General features: G+C 45.2%; 15 protein-coding genes. 5 read left to right on the top strand and 10 right to left on the bottom strand.

Annotated features, from left to right (window positions below):
* Window positions 1-30: 30 nt before the first annotated feature.
* Entirely contained in the window at window positions 31-504 is a 474-nt protein-coding gene (locus BN1546_RS25895; RefSeq protein ID WP_058711074.1) for a C40 family peptidase, read from the top strand.
* Window positions 505-585: 81 nt separating this feature from the next.
* On the opposite strand, the gene BN1546_RS25900 is transcribed toward BN1546_RS25895, so the two are convergent.
* Both BN1546_RS25900 and BN1546_RS25905 read right to left on the bottom strand, forming a co-directional pair.
* Window positions 586-1,962, bottom strand: coding sequence for a sensor histidine kinase (locus BN1546_RS25900; RefSeq protein ID WP_090739273.1), 1,377 nt, complete (start codon window positions 1,960-1,962; stop codon window positions 586-588).
* Window positions 1,959-2,672: a response regulator transcription factor gene (locus BN1546_RS25905; protein WP_090739274.1), complete on the bottom strand. Its 714-nt coding sequence runs from the start codon at window positions 2,670-2,672 to the stop codon at window positions 1,959-1,961. Before BN1546_RS25905 ends, BN1546_RS25900 begins: the two co-directional genes overlap by 4 nt.
* 147 nt (window positions 2,673-2,819) lie before the next feature.
* Between BN1546_RS25905 and BN1546_RS25910 the strand changes: the two genes are divergently transcribed.
* Entirely contained in the window at window positions 2,820-3,470 is a 651-nt protein-coding gene (locus tag BN1546_RS25910) for an undecaprenyl-diphosphatase (protein WP_040101409.1), read from the top strand.
* A 38-nt stretch (window positions 3,471-3,508) separates the two neighbouring features.
* Here the strand turns inward: BN1546_RS25910 and BN1546_RS25915 are convergent, their stop codons facing one another.
* From BN1546_RS25915 to nadA, 5 genes are all read right to left on the bottom strand, one after another.
* The gene (locus tag BN1546_RS25915) at window positions 3,509-4,180 is read right to left on the bottom strand and encodes a phosphatase PAP2 family protein (protein ID WP_090739275.1); all 672 of its coding nucleotides are present in this window, start codon (window positions 4,178-4,180) and stop codon (window positions 3,509-3,511) included.
* Window positions 4,181-4,295: 115 nt separating this feature from the next.
* On the bottom strand, window positions 4,296-4,844 hold the full coding sequence (locus BN1546_RS25920) for a GNAT family N-acetyltransferase (RefSeq protein WP_255305625.1): 549 nt from the start codon (window positions 4,842-4,844) through the stop codon (window positions 4,296-4,298).
* 195 nt (window positions 4,845-5,039) lie between these two features.
* Window positions 5,040-5,873 carry a membrane protein insertase YidC gene (gene yidC / locus BN1546_RS25925; protein ID WP_058712336.1) on the bottom strand — a complete coding sequence of 278 codons (834 nt, stop codon included), beginning with the start codon at window positions 5,871-5,873 and terminating at the stop codon, window positions 5,040-5,042.
* The gene (locus BN1546_RS25930) at window positions 5,839-6,159 is read right to left on the bottom strand and encodes a hypothetical protein (protein WP_058712337.1); all 321 of its coding nucleotides are present in this window, start codon (window positions 6,157-6,159) and stop codon (window positions 5,839-5,841) included. Before BN1546_RS25930 ends, yidC begins: the two co-directional genes overlap by 35 nt.
* A 123-nt stretch (window positions 6,160-6,282) precedes the next feature.
* Window positions 6,283-7,389, bottom strand: a complete 1,107-nt coding sequence (gene nadA, locus BN1546_RS25935; RefSeq protein ID WP_090739276.1) for a quinolinate synthase NadA — start codon at window positions 7,387-7,389, stop codon at window positions 6,283-6,285.
* A gap of 166 nt (window positions 7,390-7,555) precedes the next feature.
* Between nadA and BN1546_RS25940 the strand changes: the two genes are divergently transcribed.
* Together BN1546_RS25940 and BN1546_RS25945 are read left to right on the top strand one after the other, a co-directional pair.
* Complete coding sequence (locus tag BN1546_RS25940; RefSeq protein ID WP_090739277.1) at window positions 7,556-8,710, top strand: IscS subfamily cysteine desulfurase; 1,155 nt, start codon at window positions 7,556-7,558, stop codon at window positions 8,708-8,710.
* Window positions 8,707-9,246, top strand: a complete 540-nt coding sequence (locus BN1546_RS25945) for a transcription repressor NadR (RefSeq protein ID WP_013371006.1) — start codon at window positions 8,707-8,709, stop codon at window positions 9,244-9,246. The genes BN1546_RS25940 and BN1546_RS25945 overlap by 4 nt, the downstream gene beginning before the upstream one ends.
* Before the next feature lie 127 nt (window positions 9,247-9,373).
* Here the strand turns inward: BN1546_RS25945 and greA are convergent, their stop codons facing one another.
* Window positions 9,374-9,853 carry a transcription elongation factor GreA gene (gene greA / locus BN1546_RS25950; protein ID WP_090739278.1) on the bottom strand — a complete coding sequence of 160 codons (480 nt, stop codon included), beginning with the start codon at window positions 9,851-9,853 and terminating at the stop codon, window positions 9,374-9,376.
* 370 nt (window positions 9,854-10,223) lie between these two features.
* Here greA and BN1546_RS25955 point away from each other — a divergent pair, with 370 nt between their 5' ends.
* Window positions 10,224-10,571, top strand: coding sequence for a hypothetical protein (locus BN1546_RS25955; RefSeq protein WP_090739279.1), 348 nt, complete (start codon window positions 10,224-10,226; stop codon window positions 10,569-10,571).
* 238 nt (window positions 10,572-10,809) lie between these two features.
* Here the strand turns inward: BN1546_RS25955 and BN1546_RS25960 are convergent, their stop codons facing one another.
* Together BN1546_RS25960 and BN1546_RS25965 are read right to left on the bottom strand one after the other, a co-directional pair.
* Window positions 10,810-13,845, bottom strand: coding sequence for an endonuclease (locus BN1546_RS25960; RefSeq protein WP_090739280.1), 3,036 nt, complete (start codon window positions 13,843-13,845; stop codon window positions 10,810-10,812).
* Window positions 13,846-13,946: 101 nt separating this feature from the next.
* Complete coding sequence (locus tag BN1546_RS25965) at window positions 13,947-15,848, bottom strand: serine hydrolase domain-containing protein (RefSeq protein WP_090739281.1); 1,902 nt, start codon at window positions 15,846-15,848, stop codon at window positions 13,947-13,949.
* Window positions 15,849-15,928: the final 80 nt, after the last annotated feature.

A 15,928-nucleotide genomic window follows, 5' to 3' on the forward strand; every position in this document is an offset into this window, starting at 1 on the left:
ACACAATACGAATAACGGAGGAAATTATATATGAAACGTACTTCTAAAAAATTGTGGATGGGTATTTGCTTTACGATGACTTTGGCACTGAGCGCTGGGAGCTTCGTCGTTGGACCAGACACCACTCATGCCGCTTCGACAAGTAAAGCTGATCGGATTATTTCAAAAGGCTCCCAGTATATGGGCGTCCGTTATGAACATGGAGCTCCTGCAGGCAGTACAAGCTCTTTTGATTGCTCTTCGTTCACTCAGTATGTTTTTGCACAAAATGGAATCAAGCTTCCACGTTCGTCCAAACAGCAGTCAACTGTAGGCACTTATGTACCGCGTAGTCAGCTTAAAAAAGGCGATTTGGTCTTTTTCTATGCCCCAATTCATCATGTAGCCATTTACATGGGAGACGGGAAAATACTGCACACGTATGGTAAAGGTGGCGTAACGGTTACAAAACTGAATTCGGGATGGTGGAACTCCCATTACACAACAGCACGTCGTGTCCTTTAGGATCATTTTGGATGATTCCCATCCACCGAATGCTTAACTTACAATTAACATTAAAAAGGCTGTTCCTCTGAGTAGAGATGTCTACTGGAGGGACAGCCTTTTCTGTTGTTTTTGAGGCAGCGTAACGATGACCTCCGTCCCTTCTCCTTCTATGCTTTCCATGCTTATCGTACCCTGGTGAGCATCTGTTATTGTCTTGGCAATCGGCAACCCCAGTCCGGTTCCTCCGGTTTTACGATGTCTGGAGCTGTCTACCCGATAAAATCGTTCAAAGACACGCTTGATCTCGCCCTCAGGAATGCCAATTCCGTAATCCTTAACCCGAAGGTGGACATCTTTTTCATCTGTAGATATCCATATTTCGATTTCATCCGAGCTATACTTTGAGGCATTATCCAGTAGGATGACTAGTAACTGCTTGATTTTTGCAAGATTAGCATCCAGCCAAATTTCCTTTTCTTCTGTAAAAATAGAAATTTGACGTTCATGTACAGGCTTGAGATGTGCTACTACCTGTTGACAACAACCAACCAGCTCTACCGGCTCATACGGTTCGGGGGCTTGCTGCTGTGAGGAGGCCAATGTCAGTAATTGCTGCGTCATCGTACGCATTCGCTGAGTTTCTTCATAGATCGATTCAATCGATTCCTTACGTATGTCATCGTCACGCGTACCCCACCGCCGCAACATGTTGGCATAGCCCTCAATAATCATCAATGTCGTATTCAGCTCATGTGAGGCATCGGAAACAAACTGCTGCTGGCTCTGAAAGCTTTCTTCCAATCTCTCCACCATTCGGTTAAAAGTTGCGGTCATTTGGGACAATTCATCTTGATTGTGGCTGCCGACAGGAATTTTTTTGAATTTCAAGCTTCTTTCGATTTCCTGCATTGTTTGAATACTACTGGCTATTGGCAGCAATATCGCATTCGCCAAAATCGTGCTACCCACCAGACTGAGCAACATAGCTCCTACAGTCGACGTGATAAGAATTGTATTTAAGATATCGAGATTGTTTTCGAGCGCATCCCATTTTTCTACAATCTCCAGTGTCCCCTTTTGACTACCTTCTGGGGAAAGCACCGGAAGGTGAATGATCAGAATTTTATGATTCTGTAGATCCGTCAGTTGAGAGCTCTGAGAAAGGTTAAAACGTATATCGTCTAGCTTAAAGCGCGACTGACGGCTTACTTCATACAGAAGGCGAGATTGCTGATCAAATACCCTCAGAATGGTATCCCCCGAAAGTTCATCTTTCAGCTTGGGCCCCCATGCATTTTTCAGAATCATCGTAGGTCCTGTTTCGGAAATAATTTCAGTCCACTTATTTTGTAACACTTCTCTTTCATTGCGAGTAGCGATTTTGACAAATAATAGATGAACCGTGACATCCACAAACAGGAGAATCGTCATCACTAGAATAGAACTAAGCAGGGTAATTTTGGTCCGCAGCTTCAATGGTCTTCCTCCCGGATACAGTACCCAACGCCGCGCACGGTTTTAATCAGTTTCTTTTTGTATCCATGATCAATTTTTTTGCGAACATATCGGATATAAACATCTACTACATTCGTATCACCAACAAAATCAAACCCCCACACGTCCTGAATCATTTGGTCCCGATGCAATACCTGATTTTTGTGCTCCATCAGATAAAGAAGCAGATCAAATTCTTTGGGCGTAAGTTCGATACGTTTTCCTTCCCTCACCACAGATCGCGTCTTGGGTTCCAACACCAGGCTATCGACCTGAAGTTTGGATTGCTGCTTGTCCTCTTTTGGTGAAGCGGTAGCTGCCGGCTCCAATTGATTCCTCATACTAGCCCGCATCCGCGCTAATAACTCCTCAATTTCAAAAGGCTTTGTAATGTAATCATTAGCTCCTTCATCCAGACCTGAGACCTTGTCAGGAGTCGTGTTACGTGCAGTAACCATAATTATCGGGGTATGATGGTCCACTTTTCGAATCTGCTTCAGCACCTCAACTCCGTTTATCTCCGGCAGCATCACATCCAGGATAATAATATCCCATGTATGGGCTAATGCTTTTTCCAACCCTTCTCTTCCCGTTTGTGCGATTTCAACCACATATCCTTCATGGGATAACTCCAACTGAAGCAATCTGGATATCTTCTCTTCATCATCAATGACCAGCACCGACTTATCCATCGCAAAACCACCTATTTTCTATAGAAAAAACTAATAAGCAATGCACATAACATTCATTTTTTATTTGATTTTAAGCTTTTATCCGTATAGTCGCTCTATAATATAACTTTGTAATTCAATTTTTTGAGGTTAAGGAGTAATTTATTCATGTTAATTAATGTAGACTTTGCTTTGTTTCACTGGATCAATGAACTGGCTGATCACCTCGCCTTTTTGAATGGAACCATGCGCTTCTTGGCGCAATATGCACCGTATTTATTCGGAGTGGCCTTACTGATATACTGGTTCACCTTTAAAATGCCACATCGGATGATGGTTTTAGAAGCCGTTATAACGGTTTGTATCGGTTTTATAATCAGTTGGGGGCTTGGACATTTGTTTTACAGAGACCGGCCTTTTGTTGGACATTCTGTCATTCAGCTTATTCACCATGATCCAAATGCTTCATTTCCGAGTAATCATGCACTTGGAGCTTTTGCTCTGGCTGCAATTCTATGGCTTCATCATCAAAAATATCGTGTTCTGTGGGTTATCTTGGCTGTGCTTATTGCAATATCCCGCGTATGGACCGGGGTGCATTATCCTTCAGATATTTTGGCAGGCGCACTTATTGGGGCAGGTTGCGCAGTTGGTGTTCATAAATTCATTCGCAGTCGGAAGTTTCCAGGCATCTTTATGCAGGCGGCTATTATTTTGTATGAAAAATGGGAGCAGAAGCTGGGACTTAAGCCTAGATCACAAACGAGAACTAAGATGACCGAATCCACTTCCTCTGTCCAAATCAAAAGCAGACGCTAATGCGTCTGCTTTTTTAAACTCATCATCTATGCGGCTCATTATGCAGTCGATTTGGTACGAAGGGATAGCATTCGTTCTTCATAACGTTGGTAGAACCAAATGCAAGCTGCCATCCAGCACCCACTCATGAAATAGCCACCCACAACATCACTTGGATAATGTACGCCCAAATAAATACGGCTTGCCCCGATCGTTAGGATTAGCAGGCTACTGAGCACAACAAGAAGGATACGACCTCTGCTGGAAGGAACGTGCTTCCACAATAAAAACGTTAGCGCCGCATACATACTAAAAGCAGTCATAGAATGTCCGCTGGGAAAGCTGTATCCATTCGCTTCAATAATACGGTTAATTTCAGGTCTCGCACGCTGAAATAGCATTTTTAACACCATATTCAGCAGCACCGATCCCAGCACAGCAACCGCTAAAAAAAACAATTCTCGGCGGTGTCCTAATACGCTATATAGCACGAACATGGCAATTAAAATGATAATCACTACTGGAATCCCGCTGCCGATCATAGTGAAACATTTCATAAGACGTGTCATGGCAGGCGACTCCAGTTGTCCAATAGCTGTAATGATCCTGTGGTCAAAATGCCGTACTTGATGGTCGCTGACCCATAGTGCAATTAAGCCAAAACCGATGGCACATACTATACATGTGAGCAGAGCCACGGAAATTGGCAGCTTTGTAGGTAGTTGCTTCATTTTTTAAAGGTCCTCCATAATCTTCATCCCCTGATCAAGCAAAATGTAGCATTCGTATTGTCTATGTATTTACTTTACCCACTTTTCTTGTATCATTTCATGAAAAGATTAGCTTTTAGAATAAAGCAATGGTTAAGCCCTCACTAAAACGATCCAGACGTAAAACCCAATTATCAGGAAAATAAGGGTCTGAATGCTCTTGATTAAGCTTGTAAACATACAACTGAAAAGAATATGGAGCATCCTCCACATGCCGAAATCCGTTTTTCAGAAAAATCTTGGGACCTGGTGCCCAGGAGGTATCTATGTTGGTAACAACTGCCACTCCCTTCTTCCCCAACGTAATAGCATCTTGAATGCAGCGTTGAATGAGCTGTGAGCCTAGCCCTAAACCAGTTACAGCGATCCAGATGCAATGAATTACTAGATATCCATCCGCATGAACAGCTCTCCATGCTTGTTCACCCAATGCATACTCAATGAATCCTACTGGTTTATTGTCTTTTCTTAATTGTATGTAAGTCAAACCTTGAGTGAATTCTTTTTCTGTCCAATTCAGCTTTTGTACATATCCCGGTGCTTTTTGCATGCTTCTCATGCAAAAACAGCCGTCTTCTCTTATTTGATTTTCATACCATTCAGTGGTTGTTGTTGAATTTTCCATATAGTCTCTCCTAACTTTTAAGAATATTTATGATATAAGGATTTCATAATGATTACAAAACCGCAAGCGAAATAATAGTGAAAAAAGCTACAAAAAAAGGACACTATTTAAGCCTTATAGGCTCGAATAGTATCCTGTCATTACACATGAAACACTGCAAACGCAATTCTATGTCAAACAAATAGCATCTTCTTATTAGGTTGGCGTGACTTCACCAAGCTTAATCTTGTTCTCTGCTTCCTCGATTGGATAGCGTTTGCGGAACCACAACGATTGAAGCAGCAAAAAGGTGCCGCTTACGGTCCAATATAAAGGCATGGCCGCAGGAGCATTGAAGGAAAAGACCGCCATCATAATCGGTGAAAGATAACCCATGATAGCAAATTGCTTACGCTGGTCAGCCGTCATCTGTAGCTGAGAAAGCTTGGCCTGTGCCAAGTATACAACTGCGACGACAATTGCCAGAATCCAGTCCGGCTGTCCAAGCCGGAACCATAAGAAGGAGTGAGACGCCAGCTCCGGCGTGAGTCGGATGGCAGTATACATCCCGCTTAAAATCGGTAGCTGAATGAGAATAGGCAGACAACCGATATTGAGTGGATTGAATTGATGCTCTTTGTATAATGACATCATTTCCTGCTGCATACTTTGCTGACTGGTGGCGTCTTTCTTATTCTCATACTTCTTCTTAATTCGGTCCAAGTCGGGCTGCATAGCGCTCATCTTGCGCTTCATCCCCTGCTGGGCACGCGTTTGACGCATCATTAGCGGCAGTAAGGCCAGACGGACAATGAATGTCAAAGTCATGATCGCCAGCCCAAAGCTTCCACCAAACCATTGCGCCAAATGCTGAATGAGCCAAGAAAGTGGGAATACTACGTAATGATTAAAAAAACCAGGTGTCTGTGCATTAATCTCCGCAGCATTCGCACCACAACCAGACAGCAGCATGACCACCGCCAACGCTACGATTAAACCCAATATCCGTTCTTGTTTACCCCAAAAAGTGAATCCCTTGAATCGTTTCATATGTTCCTCCTCGTTGATTGACTGTGCCATCATTCAACAAGGGGGAACAATCGGATGCATCTTCATCTGGCGCTTCTTTCCGCCGAATGTGACGTGCTAGCCGTACAGGCATGTCCTGTCCTCGGGCAGATATCGGCATCAGCGGAGAAGCATGCGAGCGAACGGGCCCGCCTTCGACCCAGCATTCAGCTACACTGCCATGCAAATGAGCAAGATACGTATAAGTCACAGTGCACAGCAAGCCGATCGTAAGCAAATAAGGGAGTAGGTCCTGAAGCTCAAACAAGGGATTCACCTCCTTCGGTATGTTGCTACAATTATAGCACGAAACTGGACAACCGACTAATCTTTAATTAGAGATAGAGGTTGGATCACAAACAAGAAAGTACGCTCACGTAACGGTAAAAACTTAACGTATAGCAAGCATACGATTCAGTGCCTGTACAGCGTCCTGTCTGATCTGAGCATCCACACGAATGACCCCCACAGGCTCTCCCCGATCAATCTGTTCCATTGCCCACAGCAAATGCGGAAGATCGATCCGGTTCATGGTCAGACAAGGACACATATCGGGATTGAGCGATTCAATCTGCTGTTCAGGGTACTGCTGTCTAATCCGTTGCACGAGATTCATCTCTGTGCCAACGGCCCATCGGGTTCCCGGCTCTGCCGCACGGATCGTATCGATGATAAATTTGGTGGAGCCAGCACAATCTGCGAGCTGTACAACCTCGTGAGAGCATTCGGGATGAACGATGACCCGGATATTCTTATCACGTTCACGGACGTTGCGAATGTGATCTACCGTAAATTTTTCATGAACTGAACAGTGCCCTTTCCATAAAATGATTTTCACGGTTTCCGGGTTTCGTTCAGTCTCCAACTGATCGGTCATAGGATTCCATACAGCCATTTCATCCAGCGGAATTCCAAGTTCATGGGCTGTATTGCGTCCCAAATGCTGATCCGGCAAAAATAAAATACGTTCCTTTTGTTTCAGCGCCCAAGCCAGCACCTGCTTCGCATTCGAAGAAGTCACGGTAGCCCCGCCATGCCGTCCTACAAAGGCTTTGATCTCTGCGGTGGAATTTACATACGTTAACGGAATGATCGTATCGCCTACCAACTCCTGCAAATGCTTCCACGTTCGTTCCGTCTGCTCCATGTTCGCCATATCTGCCATCGAGCAGCCTGCGCGCATATCCGGCAGAACGACGGTTTGCTGGTCGGTAGTCAGCATATCCGCTGTCTCCGCCATAAAATGAACCCCACAAAACACAATAAACTCCGCTTCCTGATTTTGTGCCGCCATTTGAGCGAGCTGTAGCGAATCTCCTGTGATATCAGCAAATTGGATAACTTCGTCTTTCTGATAGTGATGGCCCGGAATGAGCAGCTTTGAGCCCCATTTTTGTTTCAGCTCAGCTACACGTTGCTCCATGTCAGCAACCGTCAGTGTTTTATAATGCTCTGGCATAAGTCCACGATTTCCTTGTAAAACGTCTAGCATAGACATTAGATTCCCTCCATATCGTTGCGGCTGACTGTCCCTCGCTCACGAATAGATAACCGCTATGTGTACAAACATATTTACATGTGTCTTGACACTTATATTTACACATGCCTACAATAATCTCAAGGGTTTTTGGAATGGAATTATTTTTAAGTGGGGAGGATTTGCTGTGATTTACCTGGACTATGCCGCTTCCACACCCATGTGTGACGAAGCTTTGCATATATATAGCGTAATGAATAAGGAAATGTTCGGAAATGCCAGCAGTCTCCATGATGCAGGCGGTCAAGCAGCCTACACACTAGATTACAGCAGGCAACGAATGGCAAATATGATTGGCGGGCATAAGGAAGGCATCTATTTTACAACAGGGGGCACAGAATCCAATATGTTGGTCGTGCAATCGATCCTGAACGGGTTACCACCCCACAAAAAGCATTGGATTATGAGCGCTTTGGAACATCACTCGATGTACAATCTTGCTACTTTTCTAGAACATCAAGGCTATGAGCTGACCATTGTACAACCGGATCGGGAAGGACGAATAACCCGTGAAGTTCTTGTACCCCATCTTAGAGACAACACCGGGCTTGTATCGGTACAACACGCCAATTCGGAAACAGGGCTGATTCAGGATCTTGCTGCCTTGTCTCCCCTGCTCCACGAACGCGGTATTATGCTGCATAGTGATGCGGTACAAACATTTGGGAATGTTCACATAGATGTAGAAGCCATGGGAGTGGATGCACTCTCTATATCAAGCCATAAAGTGTATGGCCCCAAAGGTGTCGGTGCTGCATATCTCAAACCCGGAACCCCATGGCGTCCGGTATATCCTGATACACTGCATGAAAACGGATTTCGTCCCGGAACGATTAATGTTCCAGGGATTGCAGCCTTTGTCGCAGCGGCAGAAATGATGACCGAACAGATGGAGATGCATCAGGAGCGGTATGCTACCCTGCGAAGATACTTTATTACGAAAATTCAGGAAAGATCGATTCCATTACGTTGGGTCGTAGAGGAAAGCGAAAAAAAAGCGGTGCTGCATCATATTGTAGGATGTTTTTTTCACGGTTACGAGGGACAATATGTTATGCTGGAATGTAATCGCAGCGGTGTCTGTATATCTACCGGAAGCGCATGTGCCGCCGGACATCACGATCCTTCCCCTGCCATACAAGCCCTTGGAGCATCCGGCCGTGAAGCCTTACAATTTATCCGTATTTCTTTCGGCAGGACAACCACCATCGAGGAATTGGATGTACTGGTAGATATTTTGACAGACCTGACGCATCGACAAGAAAGGAGCTTATCCCGTTGACTGAATCTTCAAAACGGTCGGGTACGGATCGCCGCGAACAGCTGCTATTGTGGCTCAAAAGCGAATCACCGCTGACCGGGAGCGAACTGGCACGCAGGTCCTCCGTTTCCAGACAAGTAATTGTACAGGATATTTCCCTGTTAAAAGCAAGCCAAGAGCCTATCCTTGCAACGAGTCAAGGATACATTTATATGGAGCCTACGGCTCAAGTCGCTCCCTTAGCCTCTCGTATTATTGTGTGTAATCACCGCCCTGAACAAACAGAAGAAGAATTAAAACTGATTGTGGACTACGGTGTCAGTGTGCAGGATGTTATAGTTGAACATCCAGTATATGGAGATCTGACTGCTCCAATACGGGTCGGAACTCGCAAAGAAGTGGACGATTTTATACGTAAGATCAGTTCCACCCAAGCCACTTATTTGTCCCAGCTGACCGGAGGCATTCACCTGCATACCTTGCATGCCTCGGATGAAAATAAAATTAATGATGCCTGTGCTGCACTGGAGCAAGCCGGCTTCCTGATGACAGATTAATCTTAATACGATACAAAGTAATGAAAATCCTGTCCAGTTTGTGGAGTGCAAATGCACTCCGCAGGGGTGGTATGTAATAGCAAGAATGAAAAATCCCGGCCCCCTTATAAAGGGAATCGGGAATGGACTAAGTGAGCTTAATTTCTAGCAGCTCATATTTGATTACAGCCATGGGTGCATCGACATGAATGATACCGCCCACTTCTTTCCCCAAAAGTGCCTTACCTAAAGGACTCTCATAGGAAATTTTGTTGTCCAGAACATCTGCCTCCGCAGGACTTACAACTTTGTATTCCACCTTCTCCGAAAATTCGATGTCATTCAGAATAACAGTAGATCCGATACTGACCGTTTTAAGGTCCAGATTACTTTCATCCACTATCCGAGCTTTGGTCAACATTTTTTCCAAGACCATGATCCGTGTTTCCATAAACGCCTGATCGTCCTTGGCTGAGTGATATTCACTATTTTCCTTCAGATCTCCATAGCTGATGGCCAACTTGAGGCGTTCGGCTAGCTCCTTGCGTTTTACCGTCTTCAGTTCCTTAAGCTCTTCCTCCAGCTTGGCTAATCCCTCTTTAGTTAACAATACTTCTTCGTTCGACATGGTCTTATTTCAACTCCTATTTCAGCACTTTGCATAATTCAAGTTCAATACTCGAAGGTGCAATATATACGAGCTAAACCGTTAGGGTCCATCTATTGCTGATTGGATAAAGCTCCTGAAATTGATGCAAAATGCTCATTTAGCTTTCTTTATTGTAGTTTACTCTAAATTGGACCAACATGCGAAAAGAAATTCAGGAATTTAGCAGTCAGCTACCTTCGGCCACAGTGATTCATATGGTAACCAAAGCTTTCTTGCTCGCATATCGTATGATCATAACGTATTTTAATGAGCACGTGCAGTGCCACTGCCCTTGTCCCAAATTTCATGAAAACCAGGCAAGAGCAGTGTATGGCGGGAGGAAGATTCAATGGCTTCCTTAGGAAAGAATGGCAACGGGAACGGGAATCGCAAATCCAAATCCCCCCCTAACGGTCAAAAGAAAAATGGATTAAACAGTAATTCGGCTATCTTTTCAGCACTTCAAGGAAAAAATGTGGAGGTCCTAGTCGCAGCCCTCCTACTAACAGGAAAACTAAACGTCGATTCCGTGACTTTATACAGACAAGCAACTTTATTTTTAGGACTCACAGGAAAATACAAAACATTAGCATCTGCCCCTAGTAATGTCGATAATATGGTGAAATTTTTAAATGATAACGGCAATATGACGTTGGATCAGGTAATACAAGCCTTTTCACAGAAAATAAATAAATAAATACTTAAGAGGTGGCGAAAGGAGATATTTGTAGTGAGTGAGTTTGATGGAGAATATTTTGCAGAGGTTATCATCATTGTGATTCTAGTTGCCATGATCTTCTATGGCTCCTCAGATATAGAGGGACTTTCCGCTTCGCCAACCCAATCCTAAAATGATAATTCCCGCAAAAAAAAGCATCTATAGACTCTCGCGAGGTCAATAGATGCTCTTCTTTTTAACGGCCAATCATTTCGATTTAACGTTCCTTTACTTCTACACTTATGGTTTGACTGGAAACCTCTCCGGCAGCATTGACTAACTCGGCCCGATACTCATATGTACCCGGCTTTTGATTTTGGATATTGGTCGCAGCACTTTGAGCCTGCGGACTTTGGCTCGACAGATCCTGCGTGTCGATCAGCTTTCCATTTTCATACAGGTTGTATTGGGTAGCATTCGTGCCCCACCACATGTTCATTGTCAGGGTATAGTCGCCGTCACCATCCCAATTATTATGAGACAACACCGGAATGCCAGGAGAAGCATCGGTCACTTCGACAGTTAACGGGTCGCTGACCGTTTTACCGGAAGCGTTAATCAGTTCGGCAGTATACGTGTAGGTTCCATTGCTCTTGCCTGTAACGGAAATGACTGCATGCTGTGCTCCAGGGGAAGCTGCTTGCAATGATTGGGTTTCGATCAGCTTATCATTTTCATACCACTTGAGTTCATCACCATTCGTGCCCCACCACAGATTCATAGTGATGTTGTAGTCTCCATCCTTCAGTCCGGTGTCCTGACCGTTATCATGAGACAGCACCGGTTTACCCGGCACCTCACCTGCAGCGGTTTTCTCGACTCTAACGGTTACAGGATTGGATACGACCGTTTTACCGTCCAAAGTGACGCTGGCTGTAATCTCGGCGCTCCCCTCTTTTAGGGCCCGAAGTTCTCCATACGTATCCAGTGCAACGGATTCATGACTGCTGCTATACTGAACAGAGGCATTACTTAAATCAGCTTGGCTGCCATCTGTCAGCGTACCCTTGAGATGTGTGACTGCTGTATCGCCAACGTTAAATGTTGTTTGATCCAGTGAAAGCTCCACTTCCTGCAAAGTTGCGTCTGTCTGAGCTGAAAAGTCATCTAGCCCGCGCGGCTTTAACTGATAATTCCCTTTAAAAACCGCCGAAATTCCCTTCAGCTTCACTTGCTGTCCTTCTTGATACGGAAAAGATGTCCGTGTTAAGCCTGTGCGTGCATCAATTCGCACATGATGGCTAACCTCGCCCGCGACTGCATCAAATTCAAACGAACCTACAGGGGTTGCATCTATCACATTACGAATAATAGCAGTAGGAAGCTCAACCAGCTGTCCTTGGTTCGCATCGTTGAGTTCAGTGACCTGCACAGCTTGCGGAAGTTGTCCTTCTCCCGTTTTTTCAATAGCCACTGGATCGGTCAACTCCACTTCACTATTGTACAGTGCCAAACTTGCTGTAATTTTTACTCGATCACCTGGGTGAAAGCCGCTTTGGTTTTGATATACATAAATGCCGCCACTTTCATCCTGCATGTAAAAGGCTTGACCGCCAAAAGCCCCTGGTTCTGTCGTCACAACACCCTCCAAGGTCACAACTTTGCCAGCCGAAAGAGTCCGTGCTTCTGCGACACTGATATGAGCTGGAATCGTGTTGCCATCCTCAGGCAAAGGCTGGGCCGGGACATCAGCCAACACGACGGATTGGGTCAGCAGGTTGCTGCCGTTTTGTCTCAGTCTAAGATTGGCTGAACCACTGGTACCCGGCTTGATCCGCACCGTCAGGTCTCTATAGGCATGCCCCTTGCTGTCGGATTCCAGACTAAATGTTCCACTATAACCGTAAGAGGTCGGCCAGCTTCCATCCGGATTCTGAATCTGGGCTACTTGGTTGCCGCCCGCTACATAAATACCTGCGCTGAATCCGCTAATCGTGCTATTGGGAGCCAGTTGGTCGGCAACAATGCGAATTTGAAAAGGCTGTGCATTCGGCAGCTGCTCCTGACGAACGATGCTGTACACAGGCTGCGCGCTGGCTGTAGATCCGCCATAGGAGCCGGCCTTGAACGTTCGTTGATCCCACCATTTGTAGCCGGCTGCAGGAACGGACCAAGGCTCTGCTTGCGGTTCCGTGGAAGCCTGAGGATCTTCAAAAGACAGCAATGCCGTCGGCTGATCAAGATGTAAGTTCTTTACATCCGACAGGCTGGTATACTCCTCTTTCTTGGACAACCAGTCTACCATATTTACCAGTAACACGGCGTCATCCTGCTCCTTAAATCCGTCATACGTTGTCTTCTTGGTTCCTGTCTCTTCACGCAAATATTTTGGCGTTGCATCTTCAACAGGAGATGAATCCCCAATGAAGGCAGCTTTGCCTAGACCTACTTTTGCTACAGCAGCATAAGGCCCTTCCGCTATACCGCCACCGTTATAAACGCCCTGATCTACTGCATTCCCCCAAGCCTGATTGGTTTTAGGGAGATATACGATCCCCTTGGCTTTGGTCGGGTCAATAATCGCCAATGTAGATCCTGCGTGCATCGCCACATTACTCACTCCTGCTGTAATGCCAAACGCCTGCGCAGGCTCAACAATCTGATTAGCCGTGATATCGCCTAATGCATTGTAGCGGAAGCGTATACCAAACTGGCTGCCCAGCCAATCTGAGCTAACCACGCCCTGCATCGCTGTCGAGCTTTTTTCTTCCTCACTCATTCCCTTTGCAGGGTCTTCCCATGCGCCTCGACGGTACCCATTGATACTTTCCGACCCGTCCCAGCGGTTCTTGTTCCGGTCGGCGTTATAATGATCTCCAATGAAAAAAATGCTATTGCCTGCTTTAACATACTGTTCCATTGCGGCCTGTTCGCTTTGTTTAAAAGGGATATTGGGTTCTGCTGTCACAAATACATCATAATTCTTTAAATCATTATAAGTAATAGGTGTAGATTGGCGAAGTTCATGAACATCGTAGCCATTTTTTGCAAGGGCTTGTCCGAAATCTGAGAATCCACCATCAATCACCCAATCTGCTGCGCCGGCTGTCTGTCCATGTGTATTATCGAACAATACTTTTTTACCAGCGTTTTCATTGACCACTTTGGCTGCAATGAAAGGGGCAGGGTCTGCCGGACCTTCTGCACGTGCCGGTTGTATGCCGCCTACAACACCAGCGTACAACGATAAAGTGAAAACCATAGCTGTTGCGTATTTGAAGCTACGGGATGTAAAACGACGAAAAATTCCCATTCTATTCCTCCTGTTAATTGGTTTAAGGCCCCTCTCAGAGGGGCACTAAATATAAATGTTAGCATTCATTTATGTGCGGACATGCGTTATTTTGTAAATCTTTAGGAATAATGAAAGAGAAGGAAATTCCAATAATAAAGATAGGCTGTATGCAGCAATGTGAGTACCGCAAATACAATTTTCCCGGCAGCCCGAGTTCTTTTTTCCCCTGTAATCAGCTTTGCGCCATTCACAATCAATACCCACACGGCAAGAAGTGCTGAAAGAAGCGGCAGCGTGCAAATTCCCCAGATAAACCAGGCGGAATAGCCATAGACCATCTGATTGTTAGCATAGACGACCTGTACCCCGAGAAAAATCGTATTTAGTAACGCGATGTATGCCAGATTGGATGAAATGTGATTATTCGTTTTACGGATAGCTCTGAGCACATACCTTATCATCCATATCAGCAGGGTTGTGATGAAAAATAAAGAGGATGCGGCGTAGCTGACAAGCAGCGTCCAGGTACGATGCATAAATGTCGTCTGCTTCATGGTCTCACTATCCGGGGCAATCATCATCCATGTACTGTTTTCCTGATACAGCAATATTTTAAGCTGTCCCCCCTTCTCCACAAACAGTCCATCACCTGCTGCTTGAAAAACTTTGTCTGATGCTTCATTTTGATCCGGAAATTTCCCTTTAACAATTAATGTATGATCATCTTGAATTCGAACGGTGTATTTAACACTTCCCAGCATCCGAAGCCATTTTCCCCACCCATGAATAGGATTCAAATTCAGCTGATATACACCCTCGATTTCTGGTAAAAGCTTTATTTCCTTGACAGAACGAACCGGTGACTGAGAAGCGGCCTGCGGCTCGGCGGGCAGTATTTGGGCGATCGCATTGATGACTTTTCCATGAAGCAGGGTGTCCGTATCCGCTGAGTTGCTGATTACAAAAATACCGATCTTTTGGGAGGGAACTAGTACCATTTTGGAAATAAAACCATCAATTTTCCCGTTAGCCCACAGCATGTGCACTCCCGTCTCCAGTTGACCGCGGAAAAATCCGTAACCTATGCCATCAAGACGAGCATCAGCTGCAAATTGCTGTGCATGCATCGCTTTTACCGTTTGTGGCTGGAGCACCGCTTTGCCCTTATACTTGCCTTGATTCAAATGAGTGATCAGATAATGGGAAAATTCGTTGGGTGTGACGTTCAACGCTCCTGCTCCCGGCAGATTGATATACGAAAAAGGCTGTTTTAGATACGCTTCACGCTTCCACTGATAGGATTGGGCCAGTGCCGGATTATTTAGTGGCAATTCCAGTGTCGCACTCGGCATATTCATCGGCTGGAACAGATGTGTGCTAAGGTAATCATTCAGTCCCTGACCGCTTACTTGCTCCACAATGTTACCGATCAGACCAAAGGCAACATTACTGTATTCATACCGAATTCCTGGTTTGCGGATAGGGGGTTGCTTTTGAAAATACGTGCTGAGATACTGCTCTGTAGGTAAAACACCTGCCCGAGTCAAGCTGTTGATGTCGTATATCGCTTCATCTAATCCTGCAGTATGTGTCAGAAGCTGATGTAGATTAAAAGGATGATTTTGGTATTGCGAAGCTTTATAGCTGTGGAGATAGCGGTTTACGTCTTCATTCAAATCAAGTTTGTTTTGCTCGACCAGTTGCATTGCGGCGCTTGCGCTAAATGATTTGGTTAGAGAGCCGACACGAACAATAGTCTTCGCTGGGTCGAATGCCACTTTCCGCTCCAGGTCTGCATATCCATAGCCTTTACTAAAAAGAATGTGGTCTTCCTGGGTCACAACGACCGCAGCACCCGGAGTATGCAATTTTTCCAATTCTGTACTCATGATGTCGTCCACTGCTTTTTCCACTGAATTAGGTGTTATACTATCTGCTGCCCATGCCGAAGCAATGAGTAGATTCCAGAGATACAACGCTGCTAAAAATGCGGATAGGTAGTAAAAGCCTCTATTCTTCATATTCAAGTACTCTCCTTACGTATGAGTTTGATTTAATAATTTGAACCGTGCGGTGATTGCATAGCGAGCAGATCTTTATA

The organism is Paenibacillus sp. Mc5Re-14 (genome assembly GCF_001049835.1).
GTDB classification, from domain to species: domain Bacteria; phylum Bacillota; class Bacilli; order Paenibacillales; family Paenibacillaceae; genus Paenibacillus; species Paenibacillus polymyxa_C.